At 43.2% G+C, this 19,413-nt stretch carries 20 protein-coding genes and 1 pseudogene; 15 read left to right on the forward strand and 6 right to left on the reverse strand.

Features of this window, described 5'->3' with window-relative positions; all coding sequences use genetic code 11:
• Positions 1-68: 68 nt before the first annotated feature.
• Positions 69-380: a hypothetical protein gene (locus BMY11_RS00420; RefSeq protein WP_143069182.1), complete on the reverse strand. Its 312-nt coding sequence runs from the start codon at positions 378-380 to the stop codon at positions 69-71.
• Positions 381-616: 236 nt separating this feature from the next.
• Here BMY11_RS00420 and BMY11_RS00425 point away from each other — a divergent pair, with 236 nt between their 5' ends.
• From BMY11_RS00425 to BMY11_RS00440, 4 genes and pseudogenes are all read left to right on the forward strand, one after another.
• A complete protein-coding gene (locus tag BMY11_RS00425) occupies positions 617-1,357 on the forward strand; it encodes an ABC transporter ATP-binding protein (protein WP_090572506.1) in 741 nt (246 codons plus the stop codon).
• A gap of 2 nt (positions 1,358-1,359) precedes the next feature.
• On the forward strand, positions 1,360-2,118 hold the full coding sequence (gene fetB / locus BMY11_RS00430; protein WP_090572507.1) for an ABC transporter permease: 759 nt from the start codon (positions 1,360-1,362) through the stop codon (positions 2,116-2,118).
• Positions 2,119-2,327: 209 nt separating this feature from the next.
• Positions 2,328-3,296, forward strand: a pseudogene (locus tag BMY11_RS00435) (sigma-70 family RNA polymerase sigma factor); the annotation flags it as partial.
• Between the two features lie 66 nt (positions 3,297-3,362).
• Positions 3,363-3,788, forward strand: a complete 426-nt coding sequence (locus BMY11_RS00440) for an SRPBCC family protein (protein ID WP_090572509.1) — start codon at positions 3,363-3,365, stop codon at positions 3,786-3,788.
• A 160-nt stretch (positions 3,789-3,948) separates the two neighbouring features.
• Here the strand turns inward: BMY11_RS00440 and BMY11_RS00445 are convergent, their stop codons facing one another.
• The gene (locus BMY11_RS00445) at positions 3,949-4,254 is read right to left on the reverse strand and encodes an ABC transporter substrate-binding protein (RefSeq protein ID WP_090572510.1); all 306 of its coding nucleotides are present in this window, start codon (positions 4,252-4,254) and stop codon (positions 3,949-3,951) included.
• A 101-nt stretch (positions 4,255-4,355) separates the two neighbouring features.
• Positions 4,356-5,645 (reverse strand): S-layer homology domain-containing protein, encoded by a 1,290-nt coding sequence (locus BMY11_RS00450; RefSeq protein ID WP_177182427.1) that lies wholly within the window; start codon positions 5,643-5,645, stop codon positions 4,356-4,358.
• A 221-nt stretch (positions 5,646-5,866) separates the two neighbouring features.
• Here BMY11_RS00450 and BMY11_RS00455 point away from each other — a divergent pair, with 221 nt between their 5' ends.
• The gene (locus BMY11_RS00455) at positions 5,867-6,103 is read left to right on the forward strand and encodes a spore germination protein (protein WP_090572512.1); all 237 of its coding nucleotides are present in this window, start codon (positions 5,867-5,869) and stop codon (positions 6,101-6,103) included.
• A gap of 73 nt (positions 6,104-6,176) precedes the next feature.
• Here the strand turns inward: BMY11_RS00455 and BMY11_RS00460 are convergent, their stop codons facing one another.
• Complete coding sequence (locus BMY11_RS00460) at positions 6,177-7,268, reverse strand: glycosyltransferase family 4 protein (protein WP_090572513.1); 1,092 nt, start codon at positions 7,266-7,268, stop codon at positions 6,177-6,179.
• Positions 7,269-7,569: 301 nt separating this feature from the next.
• On the opposite strand from BMY11_RS00460, the gene BMY11_RS00465 reads away from it, so the two are divergent.
• The 4 genes from BMY11_RS00465 to BMY11_RS00480 all read left to right on the forward strand — a co-directional run bounded on the left by BMY11_RS00465 (position 7,570) and on the right by BMY11_RS00480 (position 12,267).
• On the forward strand, positions 7,570-8,310 hold the full coding sequence (locus tag BMY11_RS00465; protein WP_177182428.1) for a YheC/YheD family protein: 741 nt from the start codon (positions 7,570-7,572) through the stop codon (positions 8,308-8,310).
• A gap of 562 nt (positions 8,311-8,872) precedes the next feature.
• The gene (locus BMY11_RS00470) at positions 8,873-10,351 is read left to right on the forward strand and encodes a sensor histidine kinase (protein WP_090572515.1); all 1,479 of its coding nucleotides are present in this window, start codon (positions 8,873-8,875) and stop codon (positions 10,349-10,351) included.
• Positions 10,348-11,034, forward strand: a complete 687-nt coding sequence (locus BMY11_RS00475; protein WP_090572516.1) for a response regulator transcription factor — start codon at positions 10,348-10,350, stop codon at positions 11,032-11,034. The genes BMY11_RS00470 and BMY11_RS00475 overlap by 4 nt, the downstream gene beginning before the upstream one ends.
• 27 nt (positions 11,035-11,061) lie before the next feature.
• Complete coding sequence (locus BMY11_RS00480; protein WP_090572517.1) at positions 11,062-12,267, forward strand: glycosyltransferase family 4 protein; 1,206 nt, start codon at positions 11,062-11,064, stop codon at positions 12,265-12,267.
• Positions 12,268-12,325: 58 nt separating this feature from the next.
• Here BMY11_RS00480 and BMY11_RS00485 read toward each other — a convergent pair whose 3' ends face one another.
• A complete protein-coding gene (locus tag BMY11_RS00485; RefSeq protein ID WP_090572518.1) occupies positions 12,326-13,393 on the reverse strand; it encodes a lysylphosphatidylglycerol synthase transmembrane domain-containing protein in 1,068 nt (355 codons plus the stop codon).
• Positions 13,351-14,379, reverse strand: coding sequence for a glycosyltransferase family 4 protein (locus BMY11_RS00490; RefSeq protein ID WP_090572519.1), 1,029 nt, complete (start codon positions 14,377-14,379; stop codon positions 13,351-13,353). The genes BMY11_RS00485 and BMY11_RS00490 overlap by 43 nt, the downstream gene beginning before the upstream one ends.
• A 204-nt stretch (positions 14,380-14,583) precedes the next feature.
• On the opposite strand from BMY11_RS00490, the gene bacA reads away from it, so the two are divergent.
• Genes bacA through BMY11_RS00520 form a run of 6 tightly spaced genes read left to right on the forward strand, consistent with a single transcriptional unit; the run spans position 14,584 to position 19,391 of the window.
• Positions 14,584-15,426, forward strand: coding sequence for an undecaprenyl-diphosphate phosphatase (bacA, locus tag BMY11_RS00495; protein ID WP_090572520.1), 843 nt, complete (start codon positions 14,584-14,586; stop codon positions 15,424-15,426).
• Positions 15,427-15,467: 41 nt separating this feature from the next.
• Positions 15,468-16,079, forward strand: coding sequence for a DedA family protein (locus tag BMY11_RS00500; RefSeq protein WP_090572521.1), 612 nt, complete (start codon positions 15,468-15,470; stop codon positions 16,077-16,079).
• Positions 16,079-16,666 (forward strand): hypothetical protein, encoded by a 588-nt coding sequence (locus tag BMY11_RS00505; protein ID WP_090572522.1) that lies wholly within the window; start codon positions 16,079-16,081, stop codon positions 16,664-16,666. The genes BMY11_RS00500 and BMY11_RS00505 overlap by 1 nt, the downstream gene beginning before the upstream one ends.
• A 41-nt stretch (positions 16,667-16,707) precedes the next feature.
• Positions 16,708-17,163: a divergent PAP2 family protein gene (locus BMY11_RS00510; protein ID WP_256217248.1), complete on the forward strand. Its 456-nt coding sequence runs from the start codon at positions 16,708-16,710 to the stop codon at positions 17,161-17,163.
• Between the two features lie 50 nt (positions 17,164-17,213).
• Positions 17,214-18,140 carry an alkaline phosphatase family protein gene (locus tag BMY11_RS00515; protein WP_090572524.1) on the forward strand — a complete coding sequence of 309 codons (927 nt, stop codon included), beginning with the start codon at positions 17,214-17,216 and terminating at the stop codon, positions 18,138-18,140.
• Between the two features lie 45 nt (positions 18,141-18,185).
• On the forward strand, positions 18,186-19,391 hold the full coding sequence (locus BMY11_RS00520; protein ID WP_090572525.1) for a COG4705 family protein: 1,206 nt from the start codon (positions 18,186-18,188) through the stop codon (positions 19,389-19,391).
• The last annotated feature ends 22 nt before the right edge of the window (positions 19,392-19,413 follow it).

A 19,413-nucleotide genomic window follows, 5' to 3' on the forward strand; every position in this document is an offset into this window, starting at 1 on the left:
TTCAAATCCAAAAAGGGCAAGAACCCTTCAAGTAGTAGGATTCCTGCCCCAATGAGATTTATTCTTACTTAGTCATCATTTGTCTCTGTATCGTTATCTTGAGCATTGCTGCTGCCGTTGTCAACTTGTTCTTGATCGTCAGCTTGCTCGCCGTCACCATCCGACTGCTCTTGACCATCAGCGTATTCGCCATCACCGTCGGATTGCTCTTGATCATCGGCATACTCGCCATCACCATCAGAAGCTTCCTTGACACTTGTTACTGCCGAATTCGTCGTCGATGCATTATTAGTCGCAGCGTACGCGTGCAGCCAAGTTCCCGTTCCTGCAGCTACAAAGGCGAGCAGTGCAGCAGCTATTAGCCATTTTCTATTCATCATATATTCCTCCTAATTGGTTTCTCGAAGACACTTTTTACTATAGCACCAGCACATGAGAAGGTTTTGTGAGTTAGATTAGAATTCAATGAGAAATTGTAGACTGATGTATGAAGGTCTCTAACGAAACTTCATCCCATGATAAAATTTATGCTAATATTTGTATACCATTTAAATGGAGTTAATAAATCTTAATAGATAGCCCAGACGATTACTGTTAAACCGAAAGGGACGATGCTATGCTCGACATCAAACAAGTTGCTAAAAGGTCGTTTCATATGAAGAACGCTAATGCTCCGTATCTTTTATCGAACATTAGCGCAACCGTAGATAAAGGAGAACGCATCTCTTTACTAGGTGCTTCCGGCCAAGGGAAGAGCACATTACTCCGTTTACTTTCTATCCTACATACGCCGGACGAAGGTGATATTTGTTTAGACGGAGTGTCATTTCGCCAAATGAGTCCAAGCTTATGGCGAAAACAAGTATGCTATGTGGCACAGCAAGCTGTTATGCTTCCAGGAAGTGTAGAGGATAATCTTAAAGTGCCTTCACAATTGCACCAGCTCCCATATGACCAGAAGCTAGCTAAACGATTATTAGAAGCTGCAAGGCTCTCAAGTCTCGATCTAAAAAAAGATGCTCGTGAGCTTTCAGGTGGTGAGATGCAGCGGATAGCACTGATACGTTCTTTACTCTTGCGCTCGGATATTATTTTGCTTGATGAAGTTTCATCGTCTTTAGATGCGCCGAATACGCTTGCAGTGGAGCAATTGCTCGATGAATGGCATCGCAGTGAAGGTACGATTATGATTGGGGTTACACATGAACTTAAGCAAGCTGAAAGAGTGAGCTCGAGAATATGGTTCATGGCAGGCGGGACGATAGTGGAAGATACTTCGACGCAACAGTTTTTTGAAAATCCAAGTACCGAAACCGCGAGGCAATTTATCGGGAGAGGGCAGACTGAGGTGCATTAGATATGTCACTTTTTTCTCTAAGTTTCACATTGCTTTTTGTATTTGCCACGATGCTCATTTCCTATTGGCAGAAGCTTGGGCTTGAGAAAGAAATCGCAATAGGAACAGTTAGATCAGCCTTACAGCTATTGTTTATCGGATATGTACTCCAGTATATTTTTAAAACAGAAAATTTTCTTTTATTGGTACTCATCATAATCGTAATGATTGGGGTTGCCTCATGGAACGCATCTAAACGAGGCGATGAAATGAGGGGAATCATCTGGAGAATTGCATTCTCAATCTCTGTTATGGAGTTAATAATGATGGGGATGCTAATTGGGCTTCATCTCATAAAATCAACTCCGCAGTATATTATTCCGCTCAGTGGAATGACAATTGGTAATGCTATGATTGTTTCAGGCTTGTTTGTGAATCAGCTTAAACGAGAAGCCCAATCCACAAGAGGAGAAATTGAAGCGCTGTTATCATTAGGAGCTACTGCCAAACAAGCTTTACACCAAGTCAGGAAGCGTGCGGTGAAATTCAGTATGATTCCGACCATCGACGGAATGAAAACCGTTGGTCTTGTTCAACTGCCAGGCATGATGACTGGTATGATCATAGCCGGGGCTGAACCGGTGGAAGCTGTACGTTATCAAATTCTAATTGTATTTTCGTTTACAGGTTCCGCGGCGATAACAAGTATTCTACTAAGCATGCTTTGCTACAAGCTTGTATTTACCACGGATCTGCAATTGAAAGTGTTTTCTAATAATTGAACAGGACAGCATGCTATTCTGTAAAAAGAGCACGCCAAATAGCCATCCTTTGGAGGGTGGTAAGGTTTCCTTGGAAGGATAGTATTTCTCCACGCAAAATGAGGTCGACCAGTAAGTTCTGGTGACCTCATAATACGAACGGGCAGGACCTTGTGGCTGCCGGATGATTCGAATATGATGGAAGGAGGACGTTTCATGTAGAGAGACCTAAGGAGGCGAAGATGAACGATTCCGCTTTTGATATGAAGTTATTTGAGAGCTACAAGCCGGGGTTAACCTCGTATTGTTATCGAATGTTGGGATCCATTGATGATGCGGACGATGCTGTACAGGAAACCTATATTCGGGCATGGCAGAGCTGGGATCGATTCAGACAGGACTCCTCCTTTAAAACATGGATCTACCGCATAGCGTCGAACTTATGCCTAGACAAGCTGAGGCAAGCGAAGCGCCGTACGCTTCCCGTTGACCTGTCCGACCCGGCGGTCAAGATTGTCGAACCGAACGAAACGCTGCCGGATTCGTCCTGGATTTGGCCCTCACCCGAATTTGGAGAAAATCCGGAAGATGCTCTCGTTCGCAAGGATACCCTTCAGCTCTGCTTTATCGCACTCTTGCAAGCCTTGCCGCCTCGTCAACGCGCGGTTCTTATTCTGAAGGATGTCTTTGAATGGTCTTCGAAACAAATTGCGGAAACGTTGGGAATGTCGCCAGCAGCGGCGAACAGCGCCCTGCAACGAGCCAGGGAGACGATGGAACGAACGCGGCTTCGCTCCGACGAATTTAGTAAGATGGATCTCAATCCCGACCAGAATCTTCTCTCGCGGTATGTGGAAGCGTTTGAGCAATTCGATATCCATGCGCTTGTGTCGTTGTTCCACGAGGAAGGCTGTATGTCCATGCCGCCTTTCGCCATGTGGATAAGCGGGCAAGAAGATTTGTCCGCGTTTTTTGCGCTTACACGCTGGCATTGCGAGGGGTCCAAATTTTTGCCAACTACAGTGAATGGCGGTTATCCCGCTCTGGCGCAGTATGTGCCGGGTAAGGAGGCATCCGTCCTGGTGCCTTGGGGCATTCACGTGATTGAAGTGAAAGATAATCGGATATTCCATGTTCAAAATTTCATAAATGCAAAATTATTTTCCCGATTAGGGCTTCCGGAACAAATAGACCGATGAATTCGGAGATTGGCATTCGTCTATATTAGTGAAAAACAATATTCCCGTAAAGAGGTGTCCTTCACAATGGAAACAAGCAATCCAACGAAAGTAACCGTAGAGACCGTCGTTCAAGCCCCTGTAGCAAAAGTATGGAGCTATTGGACCGAGCCGGACCACATTACGAAGTGGAATCAACCTTCCGAGGAATGGCATGCGCCAAGAGCGGAGAACGACTTGTTGGTCGGCGGCAAATTCCTAACAAGGATGGAAGCGAAGGATGGCAGCATGGGTTTTGATTTTAGCGGAATTTACGACGAAGTGAAGCTGCATGAGACGATTGCCTACACATTGGGAGATGGACGGAAAGTGGATATTGCGTTCGTCGATCAAGGCGAGGTCACTAAGGTCGTTGAAATCTTCGATCCCGAGAGCACTCACCCCGTTGAATTCCAACAGGCGGGTTGGCAAGCGATTTTGGATAGTTTCAAACGATATACGGAAGCAACATAAGAATAAATCGAGAGGGCAACGCGATAGACGCCTTCAATATTTAGGTTGACACTCATTAATTGCTCCGCCAAAATATTCATTTCTATTTGTGCCAAAGCGTAATTCCTCCTTACCTACTTCAAACTCCCGAGCTATAACGCTCGGGAGTTTGGAGGTTAAACTATTTAAGATATTGTAATATATGCTCTATGCCGTAAGCAATCCCTGTTGGCCCAGGCGTAAATGCAGAAGACTCAAGTACATAGACATGACCGTTCTTGACTGCCTTTAAACTGTTCCACACAGGTCTCTTACTAAGCTCTTCAAGTGCTTTATCTGTAGGAGCTGTAGGCCGGCTGTGTAGGAAGATATGGTCAGGATTTAGAGTGATAAGACTTTCTAGTGAAATGTCCCCACCTGTTTCTGCGTAATATTGATAATCATTATCAATGATGTAAATGAAACGGTTACCATAATCAATAGACAATCCTGTTCAAAGGAATGGACTATATGAATTACTTTGATATGTTATCGTCAAAATATAAAAAACGCGATGACGTAAAGTCATCGCGTTTTTTGTAAGTGCAATTAATAAACAGTTACCGCACTCTCATCCGTAGTTGCTTCGGTAGTAATCGAGTATAAGCCAACCAAGTTTTTTACATTGATTTGGAAGTTCATTGGTCCGACAGGATCCGAAGCATCAATCACATAAGTTGCAGTGTTAGTCCAAGTATGATTCGCTTCTTCTATGGAAGTGAGTGTAGTGGGATTTCCACCATTTATTTTGAAATTGCTTAGTTTCGAAACTTCTTGATCCGTTGTGAATTTCAAAGTGACAGAATCACCTACCGTCGCTTTCGTAGGATCTTCATTGTTAGATACAATATTTACAACACTAATGACAGGAGCTGCAAGAACAGCAACGGAACTACTATCGTTTGTAGCTTCAGTCGTAATTGAATAAAGACCAGCTTCGTTCTTTACGTTAATTTGGAAGTTTACAGGACCAACAGGATCAGTCTCATCCAACACATAAGTTGCAGTATTTATCCAGTTGTTTCCCGAACCCTCGGATGTGAAAGAAGCCGGGTTGCTGCCGTTAATCTTGAAACTGCTTAGTTTGGAGACTTGTTCATTCGTTGTGAACGTCAGTGTAATCGTGTCTCCGACTTTCGCCAGCGATGTGTTATCATTGCTGGATTTAATGCTGACATTGCTGATAACAGGTGCCGTTTCAGTTTCTTTGCTCACTCCATCAATTGCTTGCAAAAGGTTAGATGCCATCGCCGCACCCATCTCACGATTAGAAATCCCCTTCGGATCAAATGTCCCGTCTGGGAACCCATTAACTAGCTTATATTTTTGCGCGAGGCCGATGAATGGAGCCGCCCATGCTGCAATTTTATCCGCATCGTTAAAAGTGAGGCCTGCATCTTGCTCATCGAGAGCACCTTTCACTTTGAGCGACTTCACCAGAATTGTTGCAGACATTTCTCTTGTTACAGAAGCATTAGGGTCAAACTTGTCTTTGCCGACACCGTTAATGATACCAGCTTGATAAGCAGCTTCCACATAAGGGAGTGCCCATCCGTTCACATCCGTAAACGAAGATGTTGTAGACTCGGCTTTCAGACCTAATGCCTTCACCATAATCGTGACAAACTGAGCACGAGTCAATGTTCCTTTCGGGCTGAAATGGCCTTTATTATCCATTCCCGTAACGATAGCCTTGCTAAACAAGTCTTGAATGGCATCTTTTGCATAGGAATTCTCAATATCGTTGAAGGAAATCGTTGCACCATCCGCATATGCAGCCGGAACCGCTGACACTGCTACCGCAGCTGCTATCAAAGCGCTCGTAAACATTTTTTTCATTTCTATCATGACCTCCCAATAATAATGCTCGATGTCGTGCCTAGACTGTTCATACAGCTAAGACAACGAGTCTCATTATGGGACTAAATACCCAATTCAGGCAACTGTTATATAAAGGGATTTCATGGGGCTCAACTCGGATTTGTAAGCAGTTTGGGCACAAAATGATCTTTCGCTCATATCATGTGGGTATCAAGAATAAGCAAAGGAGCGAATCTTTAATGCCTACAATAGTTGGAATGGCTGAAATTGTGAGCGTTGGGAATGGGTCAGTTGTACAGGTAGGGGATTCTATCCAACTCAAGCCTTCAAGTGCCTCGAAGACTTATGCGGGCTCCGGTTCATTCCTCACTGGCAGCATAGTTAATTCTAATACTGCCGTAAGTTCGACAAACACGAACGACCCTGACGTTCAAGATAATACTGAAAATGAAATCGGAAGCGGGGTAAATATATAGCATTGCTTCAAATGGATTCGAAATAGAAGCATTGTCGATTGCTTCTATTTCGCATCGTATAGGCCCTCACTTCTTATACCAGTTCTTTCTCGTAGATCTTCATCAGCTTTCTAGAAGTTCGCTTCCAACTAAATTGGTCTACCGCATCCTTCCGAGCTTGAACAGATAAACGGTTACATAAATCAGGATCATTAGCTAACCTAATCATATCACTGGCAAACGAACTCGGTCTTCGGTAGTTTTTAACAAGAAATCCATTACCCTGATGCTCTACAATCTCCGGTACGCCTCCGTTATTAGACGCAATGACAGGCAAACCACATGCCATCGCTTCGACATTTACAAGGCCGAATGCCTCATGCTTCTGTGAAGGGCAGATGAAACAGTCTCCTGACCGGTAGAATGCAGGCATTCGCTCTCGTGATAGATTGCCTGTAAAGGTAACCGGTATTTTTAGCTGCCTTGCAGTCTTTTGAAGATATGTTTTATAGGTCGACTTCAAAGCTCCACCGGCAATAGATAATTGGAGTGACGAATTCGACTTTAGCGCAATTTTAAATGCTTTTAACAAAATTGGAATTCCTTTTCTTGGGATTAACCTTCCTGCAAACAAGAAGTGAAATTTACCGGTTTTTTTAGTCTTTCGTGGTCGGAATTTCGATATGTCTACACCAAGGTGTACATATTTAATCTTGTTCGAGTAGGTTGGAAAACGACTTGTTAACGCTTGCTTCAGAGAGTTACTGTTGCCGATGATAAGGTTCGCGCCTCTTAAATCGTTTCTTGCTTTTTGCCTGGTTGTCATGGGGAGGGAGACAAAGGTCATTGAATGCATGAAAACGGATATAGGGATATTTTGAAACGCTGTTCTAACCTGAGGGACAAAACTCGGACGGTTATCGATTTGGATATAATCAAATTTTTTGTTCTTCACCTTTTGAATCGCATTCTGTAAGTAAACCTTCTTCGTGGCTCCAGATACGCGATATATTGTCACATTACCAATCGTAGATATTCGTGACAGGTTTTTACTCCAGCGGCTTACGATCGTGATTTGATATTTATCTGAAGCATGCTTCGAGATTTGATAAATACAATTCTGTACGGATCCACCCTTGAAGGGAGGGACGGGGATCTGTTCTGGCGCTATGATTAATAGTCTCATCAGATGTGCTCTCCTTGGTTGGTAATATGAGATAAACTATTCCGCACAAGCTCTTGCGTTGTTAGGCATGCATAATTAGCATAAAAATTTAAGAATTTCGAGGATAAATTTCAATTGAATTACTGGAGTTTCGCTAGGAAACGCGTATCCCTAATTCTTAAATTTTTATTAATTTACTATTAGCCCAGTTTTTGAATATCTGGGCTGAATAAGTTGTTGGATGAATACGCCAAGCAGACAGAATATCATTGTAGCTTCTTAAGCATGCATGTGTAACAACTCATAGATGAGGAGATGTTCAATGCCGCGGCATGTATATAGTAAGTGGACCAAAACTAACGCAATTCGCAAACATGCAGCAATCGATGCCCATGTTCCTGACACGCGAAGAATGACCAGGACGACATTATTCAATAAGCTGAAACGTTATAAAATGGTATATGTAAAGCCGGATATCGGAACATTCGGTAATGGTGTAATGCGTGTTGAGCACAAATCGGATGTTTACAAGTTTCAAAAAGGTGAGAAGATCCGTTCGTTTGAAAGCTATGAGGATATGTATAAATCTATATTGCGTCATACTGGCGGGAAACGATATTTGGTGCAAAAAGGTATACATCTATTGAAATATCGGGGGGGGAAATTCGACCTTCGTATTATGGTTCAATTCTCCGCTGATCGTAAGCGTAAGTGGGAGACAACAGGAATCATTGGAAGGGTAGCAGCTAAGAACAAAATCGTAACGAATTTTCATAATGGTGGAAGAATCGTCTCGGCACAGCGACTATTGACTCCATATACGAAAGATATAAAAAGATCGTTGCAATCACTTGCAAAACTTGGTGTTAAAGTCGGGAAAGCAATGCAATCTGCATTCCCAGGCGTATATGTTGTTGGATTAGATGTGGCCATGGATGAATCCCTGCATCCATGGATTCTAGAGGTTAACACGAGCCCAGACCCGTACATCTTTAAGAAACATCCAGATCCTCAGGTGTTTAAAACCATCATGAGATATGCACGAAAATATCCTAAAAAGTAAGTAAAACTGGAGTTTATTATTAGCTCCGGTTGTTCTCATTCTGACAAAAGCAGCAACAGGTTATGTTCAATAGCGAGTTTTGTCGGCCTGTCCAATACCAGGCCGACAATTTTGAATAAAGGCTCAATCTAGATGAAGGTAGCCAGATGGCTGCCTTTTTTTTTATTTAGATCAAATCAAGATTCATTGTGTTGATCTCGAATATAATCGACGAGTCTAACCAGGATTTCTTCCTCGCACTCCATACATAATGAAACAGGATACTCGTAAGGTTGCATAGGAAGACGAATACTCCCGAATTTCTCAAGCGAGTAAGTTGTGACCCAACGGATATCTTTGCAGCAAACACAGAAAATAGGCATAGGCTTAGAATCCAATTATTCACTACCTTTCATGATTAATATGATCAAACATTATATGCAGTTAGAAAACGGATTCTTATCGTCAAGAAGTGAAATCGACGAGTTAAGATTAATTTAAGAACTAGTTCACCATTCTTTTACAAGCTACGTTTATGATAGGATGGAGAGCTGAGCGCAACAAAACGGAGGAGGTTTCCCGCATGTCCATTAGAATGAAATTGCTCTTGTCCTACGCGGCGATGCTTATCATCCCGCTTATCTCCATCATCTTGATTTCTGTCCTAATGGTCGTCTTTTATCAGGGGGATCTGCAGAATATAAAAGGACTATATGAATCAACCGAGGATAGTTTCGACCATGGAGATGTAGAACATATCGCAAAAGAAATTAGAAGGTCGGTCGAGCGCGAGCCGGATCTGTTAAAGGACCGCGACTATCTTAACGAAATGACGACTGAGCTTAAAGAAAAGGACGCAGGGTTGGTCGTTCGACTCGGGGATACGATATTGTATCGTTCGGCGAGTATCCAGCAGTTACCGCAATTGACCGAAGGACTTCCGCCTTTCAAAATGCCTGAAACATTTAGTAAATATCCAGTGATGAAGATTGCCAATGCGGACTATTTCTTCTTGCAGTTTGATTTTGACTATCCCAAATTCGATAAGGGTACTGTCTTCATCATCTCGAAGATCGATCCTATGACGTTCTTCATTCGAAAATATTTCCCTTCGTTATTTATCGCTTTGCTTTGCGTGCTTATATTAACGCATATTTTGCTGACTACTTTTATGTCTACACGCATCATCCGGCCATTACAGGTGTTGCGAAAAGCAGCTCGAGAAATCAAGGAAGGTAATTTGGATTTCCAGGTTGATGTCATCGGTAAAGACGAAATCGGCCAATTAGGTGTTGCTTTCGAGGAAATGCGATCAAGACTGCAGCATTCGATCGAGGTGCAAGCGCTATACGAGGCGAACCGCAAAGAATTAATTTCAAATATCTCGCATGATTTGAAGACACCTCTCACGGCAATCAAAGGGTACGTGGATGGCATTATGGAAGGGGTCGCAGACACCCCTGAGAAGTACACGAAATATATGCAGACAATCGCTATCAAGGCAGATGAATTGGATTACCTAATCAACGAGTTGTTTCTATACTCCAAGTTAGACTTAAACCGAGAGCCATTTCGTTTCGAAACTGTACAACTTGAGCCTTACCTAAGTGACTGGTCAGAAGAATTGCAATTTGAATTGGAGAAGCTGCGGGTCAGTTATTCTGCCGATATTACAATTGACTCCGAGACGGATGTTTTACTTGATTGGGATCACTTCAAACGAGTACTCAACAATATTATTCAAAACAGTGTGCGTTATACGGATAAGGATGAACCCGTAATCAGTTTAAAGGCTTATTGCGAGGAAGAGAACGCCATTATCCATATCTCTGATAATGGCATCGGCATTGAACCAGAGGCGCTTGAGCATATTTTTGAACGCTTCTACCGGGCAGAAGAGTCGAGAAATTCGAATACGGGCGGAAGCGGGCTTGGCCTCGCAATCGCCAAGCAGATCATGGATGGACATGGCGGTACGATCTCCGCCACAAGCCAGCCTAACATTGGAACAACGATAACGCTTCAAATCCCTATATGGAAAGGATCGAATGTACAATCATGAAAACAATATTGCTCATCGAGGATGACATTTCGATCTCGGAGCTGCAACGCGATTATCTTGAGATCAATGGATTCAAAGTAGAGATTGCTTCGGATGGTGAATCCGGGTTGAGGTTGAGCCTATCGGGAAATTACGATTTGGTTATTCTGGATTTGATGCTCCCGAAAATGAATGGATTCGAGGTGTGCAAGGGGATTCGCGAAAAGAAAGATATTCCCATTCTTATGGTCACTTCACGCAGAGAGGATATTGATGTTATCCGGGGCCTTGGACTTGGAGCGGATGATTATATCACGAAACCATTCAAGCCCGCCGAGTTAGTTGCTAGAGTTAAGGCACATCTGGCACGTTATGACCGCTTAATCGGGAATAAGACTGCGAAGAACGAAGTTCAGATTCGCGGTATATACATGGATCCAGACACACGGAAAGTGTACGTGAATGAAGTGGAAGTCGTGATGACGACCAAAGAGTTCGATCTGCTCTACTTTCTCGCGAGACATCCAGGCCGAGTATTTTCCAAAGATCATCTGTTTGAACGAATATGGGACATCGATGCGAAAGGTGATTTACAAACAGTTACCGTTCACATCCGTAAGCTTCGTGAAAAAATCGAGAAAGATCCTGCAAATCCAAGCTATATCGAAACGGTTTGGGGGACTGGATATCGTTTTAAAGACTGATGGTCACTGAACGCAGGAGGTATAGACATGAAAATATTGATTACGACAGATACATTTTCCCCCGTCGTAAATGGGGTTGTCACTTCAGTCCTAAACCTATACCGCGAGCTTAAAAACGCCGGTCATGATGTGCGGATTCTTACCTTGTCGAATACGGGAAGAGAGAGTATTTCTGGTGATGTCTATTATGTCAGATCCCTGCGTATCGGTGTTTATCCAGATGCTAGAATTAAGCAGCCATTCTTCAATCGACTTCTGAAGAGAATCATAGAATGGGGTCCAGACATTCTACATTCGCAAACCGAATTCTCTATGATGCTAGCTTCGAGAACGATTGCGAATAAATTGTGTATTCCTCATATTCATACTTACCACACGATGTATGAAAATTACTTAGATTATGTACTGGGTGGGAGAATCATTACACCAACTGTTGCAGCGTTTATTACAAAGTCTATGTTCAATCGGTTGGACGGTATCATTACGGCTTCACTGAAAACCAAGAGAGCACTACTCCGCTATGGAGTGAATACTCCACTACACATCATTCCGACTGGTATTGCTGTAGACAGCTTCCAACTCCCATTCGATGAAGAAGACCGAGCAAATTTACTCGCGCAGCTGAACATTAGCACTAATAACCGTATTCTTGCATTCGTTGGTAGAATCGCTGAGGAGAAAAACATTGTCGAGCTACTAGAGTTACTACCTGACGTTATTCAGTCACATTCGAATGTAAAACTGCTTATCGTCGGTGGTGGTCCCTACTTGGATGAGTTAAAAAAACAAATTACGACGCGAGAGCTAGAGCGATATGTAATGCTAACTGGAATGGTAGCTCCGGAAGAAGTGTACAAGTATTATCACTTGGCAGACGTCTTCGTCAACGCGTCTACTAGCGAAACTCAGGGACTGACTTATATTGAAGCTCTGAGCAGCGGATGTCCTGTTGTGTGCAAATATGATCCATGCATTGATGGAGTGGTTGAGCAAGGATTCAATGGATTCACATACACATCACGGAATCAATTCGCACCTTATATAGACGAGCTGCTGAGGAACAATGAAATGCGAAGACAAATGAGCTGTCATGCTTCTTCGACGGCAAGAAAGTACTCTGGCAGTGTGTTCGCAAATCAGATTGAGGACTTATATAATAACCTGTTACGCGTTAACAAGATAAGCAGAGCACCGTTTGAACGGATCATTCGCTATATAACCAAGAAGAGATAATATCTAACTTATTTCATATATGTACAAAGCCCGACCTAACGGATCGGGCACTTTTGCGTTAATTTTGATGACCGGTAGCTGACTCTTTAGATTTCGTCCATGACAGTGCAAATATGCTGCTAAAAGAGATAGCGGTGTAGTAGGAGAGAAGACGCCAGACAAACAAAGCAGTAAGTAAGGTATTGGAAGGAAAGTATAAGCTGTAGATAAAGTAAAATCCACCTTCAGCTCCACCGGCCGCCCCTGGAAGCGGGATTGCAGCCATAAAATTGGATAAAAATATCTGGGCACAAATTAAACTCCACAACTCAGCTGAATGAAGTCCGAAACTACGATAGATGCAGTAAGGAACTGAGAAATAAGCGGCATATTGCAAGCAAGTGAAAATCGATGCGTAGATGCAAACCCGGATCTTTTTGGATAAGTACACAGCATTGGCGTGGAAATGTTCGACTTCCAAGTTTAGTTTCTGATAAACGACATCAGGATTCTTCACAAGTCGTATCCGGTATAGCATTCTCAAACATGCAGCAAGTATTCGCTTTGTTAGCGATTGATTGATAAGCACCAATACCGAGAAGATCAGAACGGCCGTGTGTACAGCTAGCCCAAGGCCGCAAAGATAAGTGAAGTAATGCACTTTCTGCTCGAAATAATGGTAAGTAAGCAGAGTCGATATCGTGAAAATAATAATGTTGACGACTTGATGGATCATGAATTTAATCATCAGCATCGATCCCGCTTCGCCAACTGGGATTCCGTTCTTCTTCATTGTGAATAGTTGCGCAGGGTGGCTGCCTGCTGAGAATGGAGAAATGGCACCGAAGAATTGACCTACCATCTGGAACTTGAACGCTTTGAGCAGTGAATTCTTAGCGTGCTGGCTATCCTTAAGAATTGTGTATAGGACAAGCATTTCGAATATCCAGCTCAGCATAATTAGACTTGCTGCTAACTCGATCCAGTCTTGATGAAGCGTTCTAACTGTTACCATCATCGTGCCTAATCCTTGATGAGCGGTGAAGAACGAGAAGAATACACCAAAAGTAATCACGACGATGACGATGTTGAATCGTTTGTTTATCATAATTGTTCGGTGCAAATTCGATCGTAGAATGCTCTCCATAACGAAGCAACACGCTTCTCAGAGTAATATTCATGACACTTCCAGGACTGATCACTCCAATAATCATAAGTTCCATCCTTGATCTGGAGCGTAGAAATAATCGATACGAAAGAGTCTACAGAGTCGCCCTTTAAGTAGTGATCAAACAGGATAGCTGGATACAATTCCAAATCCCGCAATAGCACAGGGATCCGCAAAGCTATTGCTTCAAGAATGGACATGGGAAAAAGTTCACTGTGAGAAGGTAGAAACATGAGATCAGCAACGTTGTATAAATCGTTCATTTCCTCCCGTTCGACAATACCTGTAAAAGTGACATTAGCCGGAGGATCGTCCACCCATTTCTTAAGTTCTGTGTATCCCTCAGTTATTGCCCCGAACGAGAAACCGCCTGCCCACACGAAACAAATGTGAGGAAGACGCTTCGCAGTCTCGATGAAATCCATAACCCCTTTGCGTGTCTGAACTTGACCAACTCCCAGTACGATGAACGGATTATTTGGCAAACCGTACTTATGCTTTAACTTGGCGATATTAGCAGCCGGTTGGCGGAAGAAGCGTTCTTCCGAGACGAAATTTGGGATATAGGTCACTTTCTGCTCGCTAATTCCCAACGTTTTAAGTACATCAATGAAATATGGATTAACCACGACAATATGGTCGACGGAGCGATAAAACCTGAGCATGTAGGCATAGAAAATCTTTTTGACAAGTGGAGGAAGCTTCAGACTCTCTTCAATTGTTTCGGGTACAAAATGGACGTATGCGACAGTTTTTCCAAACAACTTAGCTAATGGGAGGCTTAGAAAAAATTTGAAGTCGATGGTGTGATAATGGGTTATTTTACCAGGAATCCAATGGTTCTTAACGACCTGATAGGTGTCAAACAACTCGGTTTCAACCAATTTGACTTGCTCAATATAAGCGGATAATACGCCTTGGCCTTTCACTTTGTGAGCGGAAGATAGCATGTTAATAGTCGGCATACCAGATTCCTCATTTCTTACGAATGTAGCGTTCCATGCAGACCATCATACACGATAAAATGCTGAATTCACGCGTCGCATAGAAATTTAATCTGACTTAAGAAAATGTTAAGACAAGTTTCATTTTTGCTTGATGTTATGGAACTACAGTAGTAATTGCCTATACAAGGACGACAAACTAGTTAGGGAGAGTGTGTGCTCATTATGCAAGACATATTTACTGCCATCGTGCAAGGGATCGTGGAAGGACTTACCGAGTTTCTGCCAGTCTCTTCAACGGGGCACCTAATCCTGAGCGGTAAACTTTTAGGCTTCTCCGGTGAGAAGGCGGACACTTTTGAAATCATCATCCAGCTCGGCGCTATTTTAGCTGTAGCAGTCGTTTACTGGCGTCGAATCTTGAACTTACTCGGATTGATTCGGTTAAAGCCAAGCGTTATTAAGTCTAACCAGTCTGAAGAATCTATTCACTCCAAACACAAACTCAATCTTCTCCATGTTATTTTGGCTTGTTTTCCGGCCATGCTACTAGGATTGATCTTGCATTCAGTTATCAAGAATTACTTATTTTCTCCTTATACGGTACTTGCTGGTCTAGTTCTTGGCGGTATCTTCATGCTCATTGGTCAGAAGAAACAAGCACCGGTAGAAGCGGAGGGTATCGATCAAATTTCATACAGACAGGCCATACTTATCGGATTGTACCAATGCCTCGCCCTATGGCCAGGGTTCTCCAGATCCGGAGCAACAATTGCAGGTGGTTTATTGTCGAACGTCAGTTACCGAGCAGCGACGAATTTCTCATTCTTGATTGCAATTCCCATGATGGTCGCAGCAAGTGGATACGAACTGCTTAAAAGCTACGATACACTAACATCTTCTGACATTGGTTTCTTTTTAACTGGGTTCGTTGTCGCTTTCATCGTAGCGCTAGTTGCGGTCATCACGTTCTTGAAATTGCTTGAACGATTTAAGCTCGCTCCATTCGCCTATTACCGGTTCGTTCTTGCTATCGTTTTCCTGGCTTACATGTTGATGACAGCATGAGAAGCATATAAGAGATAAATCAGTGGAGGGGAGAGAATAATATGCATCAGATCGTTGAATGGTTGTCCAATACCGCCGTTCACTGGATCAGTGCGCTTGGACTTACGGGAGTATTTATAACCATGGTGCTGGAGAGCGCTTGTATACCGTTACCAAGCGAAGTGATTTTACTTAGCGGAGGTGCCGCAGTCGCAAGCGGCTCCATGTCATATGTAGGTGTTGTTGTAGCAGGTGTACTCGGCAATGTCGTCGGTTCCGTTATTGCATATTTCGTAGGATCAAGGGGTGGAAGAAAGCTTCTTGAGCGATATGGGAAATACGTACTGTTTAATCAAGCACACTTTGATCAGGCTCAGCGTTGGTTTGATAGGCATGGAGAAAGTACCGTGTTCTTCTCGAGAAATTTGCCATTCGTGCGGACATTCATTTCACTTCCTGCAGGGATTGCAGGGATGAACTTCCGAAGGTTCACTTTGTTTACCTTCGTCGGTTGTATTCCTTGGAATATGGCATTAACTTACGCCGGCTACAAATTAGGCTCTAACATGGATGCCGTTGAGAGGTTCCTGCATCCGTTAAGTTATGGACTTGCCGGGTTTGCGTGCTTGCTGCTACTTTACTGGCTCTTACGGAAGAGAAGGAAGACAGCATAATGCCGGCTCTAGTCGTTGTACCTGTCGCAGCCACGGCGGTAATGTCAGACCTTGTTATTGAACGCTATGATTACGCCTTTGACGAAGCGGGTCAGCCGATTATCAAACTGACGGTTCAGAATCCAGACGCAAAAGCGCTGTACGGCGATATTGGCATTAACGTTAGTCAAGCAATTGAGTCTGCTCAAAACGAGTACGTCTACAAAAATATTTCGAAAACAAAAGGACCAAGAAACTTTGGGTTTCTGCCTGGCAAAGAACAAATCATATTCATCCGCAAAGGGCCACTATTAGTGCCAGGTATGTATGAGGCCGAGATTAGATTGGAAGGACAGGATGAACTTAAATCTCAGCGATATGATTTCCAGGTCTCAAATGCAGCGTACGAACAAGCGATGGTGAGAAGGGGAGATAAGAGAAGTGCTTCTCTCCCTAAAAACCCGCAGTATACTGCCATTCGAGATATTTCGTTCATCGTATTATCTGGATTAATCGTACTCGTCGGAATCAAAAATTTGTGGAAGGCCGTGCTCGAGAAGAAGCGGCGCGGCAGCCGAGACAAGAATCAAAAACTTGATAGTAGATGAGAGTAAGCCTCAATTGTCTTCCCGGAAGGAGTCCATGTATCTTGAGCATTACGCCATATCTGCCGTTAATTGCGGCACTGATCGCCATCTTGGTGGCTCAACTCGTCAAAATCCCGATTAACTTCTTTACTCACTTGGAGATCGATTGGCGGCGTGCAATTAGCACAGGTGGTATGCCAAGCTCGCATTCCGCAGCGGTTGCCGCACTGACAACTGGAGTCGGTATGAAAGAAGGCTTTTCCTCCAGCTTGTTTGCAATAGCTTTCGTCTTCGGCGTTATAACGATGTATGATGCAGCCGGAGTTCGGAGACATGCTGGTACACATGCATCACTACTTAACCGAATAACAAGAAGACTCGCAATAGAGCAAAACGATAATCAAAAGCTAAAATATCCGTTACTAAAGGAAATGTTAGGGCATCGGCCTATTGAAGTACTCGCAGGGGCAGTGCTCGGAATCATAATCAGCCTATTGCTTTGGCTTGCTTTTGCCTGAAGAAACCTTAGCAGATCATTTCAAGTAACCTTCTCGGAAAGGAACCATGAATGTCTACATTACCAATCGCACTTACTCGGATTGCACTAACTGCTATTAGCCTTACAATCATCTCTGGCTGCAGTTGGATTGGTGAAGAAAAAAAGTTAAGTCCAATCTCAAGTGAGTCATCGGATATACCGAATGCAACCACGACCAAAGAGGAAAACACTTCTAAACAGCTAGCAGAGGTTAGTGTTGAACACATAGTAATTGTTGTGGAAGAGAATCACTCGTATAAGCAAATTGTCGGCAGTTCGAACGCTCCGTATATGAATGCTTTAATCAAACAAGGCGCTTTGTTTACGAGCGCATATGCAATCACTCACCCGAGCCAACCCAATTATCTGGCTCTCTTCTCTGGATCGACTCAAGGTTTGAAGGATGACGGATGCCACAAGCCGTTCCGTACTGATAACCTTGGCGCAGAACTCCTTAAATCCGGATTGACCTTCACGGGGTTCTCTGAGGATATGCCGAAAACGGGGTTTACTGGCTGCTGGGCAGGGGGATATGGGCGCAAACATAATCCTTGGGTTCAATTCTCGAATATACCTGCAAAGCTAAACAAACCTTATAAAGCTTTTCCGAAGGATTATAGCAAGCTTCCGAATGTCTCATTCGTCATCCCGAACCATCAGAACGACATGCACGATGGAACGGTTAAGGAAGCAGATGATTGGCTGAAGACAAACATTCGTGATTATGCAAAATGGGCTCAAACACATCAAAGTTTGTTGATTGTCACTTGGGATGAAGACGACTTCTCCAAGAAGAATCAGATTCCAATTATCATGGTCGGTTCAATGATAAAGCCTGGTAAATCTGAACAGCGAATCAATCATTATTCCGTATTGCGAATGATTGAGGAAATGTACGATATACCGTTGCTTGGAGGAAGTCGAACTGCAGCGCCGATCGAGGGCATTTGGAAGTGACGGTGGAATCATGCTTGGCAAACCACAATTGAGAGGGGTAAGAGTGTGTCGACAACAAACCAAAGCAAGTTGAATCAACTCTTTAGTAAAGTACCTCAAGTAACCATATTCTTCTGGATCATCAAAGTATTGTGTACGACGGTTGGAGAAACATTTTCTGACTTTTTGAGCATTAACGTCGGGTTAGGATTACCACTGACCACTTTACTTATGGGAATTGCTTTTGTTGTCGTCTTGTTCATCCAATTTAGATCAACTAAATATATTCCGCTTGTTTATTGGCTAACTGTAGTGCTCATCAGTGTATTTGGTACATTACTAACCGACAATTTAACTGACGGATTTGGAGTGCCGCTTGAACAAAGCACCATTGCCTTTAGTATTTTATTAGCAGCTACGTTTCTACTATGGTTCGCAAGTGAGAAAACGTTATCCATCCATTCCATCTACACGGCGAAGAGAGAAGCATTCTATTGGTTAACGATTCTGTTTACGTTTGCACTCGGTACAGCGGTAGGAGATCTTTATTCTGAGCAGCTTGGCGTTGGTTATTTAGGTACTGGCATTATTGTCATTGTCATCATTGCCTGTGTGTTCTTAGCATGGAAGCTTAAGCTCAATGAAATTTTGGCATTTTGGATCGTTTATATTCTTACACGACCACTAGGGGCTTCGCTTGGAGATTATTTGTCTCAATCGAAAACAAACGGTGGATTGGCTCTAGGTGCCACAATAACTAGTGTCATCTTCCTGATTGCCATCTTGGCCATCATCGTTTTCCTTGCCGTTTCTAAGCTTGACTTGATTTCGAAAGAAAAAGCTACACCAACGATCGAGCCGAAAGACAATACGAAGCGTGTATGGACACAGACAATATCAGTCATTATTGTATTCCTGGTCGTCGGAATTGGCGGTTATATATGGTGGAATCAAAATATTGTTCCTGAAGTCGATTCTTCACAGACGACGTTGAGCGGACAGTTAAACGATTTTATTACCATTGAAAAGGGCATCCTCGATAATATCAATGGGAATAATGTGAGTACAGCAAAGTCGAAAGCAGATGACTTGGAGCATGATTGGGACCAGAATGAACCGAAGCTTAGAAAGATTGATCGTAAGACTTGGACTGATATTGACGGTACGATCGATGAGGTGCTCGCAGCTGTTCGCACCAAGAGCCCTGACGTTAATAAGTGTAAATCTGTGATTCAGAACTCACTTGATGTCCTGAACACATCAAATCAATAATCCAGATGCAGGCAGGAAGATG

Origin of the sequence: Paenibacillus sp. OV219 (genome assembly GCF_900110075.1) — a bacterium.
Lineage (GTDB): Bacteria > Bacillota > Bacilli > Paenibacillales > Paenibacillaceae > Paenibacillus_Z.

Bases quoted from the DNA above. Each gene is read 5' to 3' on its own strand.
- BMY11_RS00420 (WP_143069182.1), bottom strand. From the start codon at position 380: ATGATGAATAGAAAATGGCTAATAGCTGCTGCACTGCTCGCCTTTGTA.
- fetB (WP_090572507.1), top strand. From the start codon at position 1,360: ATGTCACTTTTTTCTCTAAGTTTCACATTGCTTTTTGTATTTGCCACG.
- BMY11_RS00485 (WP_090572518.1), bottom strand. From the start codon at position 13,393: ATGGAGAGCATTCTACGATCGAATTTGCACCGAACAATTATGATAAAC.
- BMY11_RS00465 (WP_177182428.1), top strand. From the start codon at position 7,570: ATGCCGCGGCATGTATATAGTAAGTGGACCAAAACTAACGCAATTCGC.
- BMY11_RS00425 (WP_090572506.1), top strand. From the start codon at position 617: ATGCTCGACATCAAACAAGTTGCTAAAAGGTCGTTTCATATGAAGAAC.
- BMY11_RS00440 (WP_090572509.1), top strand. From the start codon at position 3,363: ATGGAAACAAGCAATCCAACGAAAGTAACCGTAGAGACCGTCGTTCAA.
- BMY11_RS00490 (WP_090572519.1), bottom strand. From the start codon at position 14,379: ATGCCGACTATTAACATGCTATCTTCCGCTCACAAAGTGAAAGGCCAA.
- BMY11_RS00455 (WP_090572512.1), top strand. From the start codon at position 5,867: ATGCCTACAATAGTTGGAATGGCTGAAATTGTGAGCGTTGGGAATGGG.
- BMY11_RS00460 (WP_090572513.1), bottom strand. From the start codon at position 7,268: ATGAGACTATTAATCATAGCGCCAGAACAGATCCCCGTCCCTCCCTTC.
- BMY11_RS00480 (WP_090572517.1), top strand. From the start codon at position 11,062: ATGAAAATATTGATTACGACAGATACATTTTCCCCCGTCGTAAATGGG.
- BMY11_RS00500 (WP_090572521.1), top strand. From the start codon at position 15,468: ATGCATCAGATCGTTGAATGGTTGTCCAATACCGCCGTTCACTGGATC.
- bacA (WP_090572520.1), top strand. From the start codon at position 14,584: ATGCAAGACATATTTACTGCCATCGTGCAAGGGATCGTGGAAGGACTT.
- BMY11_RS00505 (WP_090572522.1), top strand. From the start codon at position 16,079: ATGCCGGCTCTAGTCGTTGTACCTGTCGCAGCCACGGCGGTAATGTCA.
- BMY11_RS00515 (WP_090572524.1), top strand. From the start codon at position 17,214: ATGTCTACATTACCAATCGCACTTACTCGGATTGCACTAACTGCTATT.
- BMY11_RS00450 (WP_177182427.1), bottom strand. From the start codon at position 5,645: ATGAAAAAAATGTTTACGAGCGCTTTGATAGCAGCTGCGGTAGCAGTG.
- BMY11_RS00475 (WP_090572516.1), top strand. From the start codon at position 10,348: ATGAAAACAATATTGCTCATCGAGGATGACATTTCGATCTCGGAGCTG.
- BMY11_RS00470 (WP_090572515.1), top strand. From the start codon at position 8,873: ATGTCCATTAGAATGAAATTGCTCTTGTCCTACGCGGCGATGCTTATC.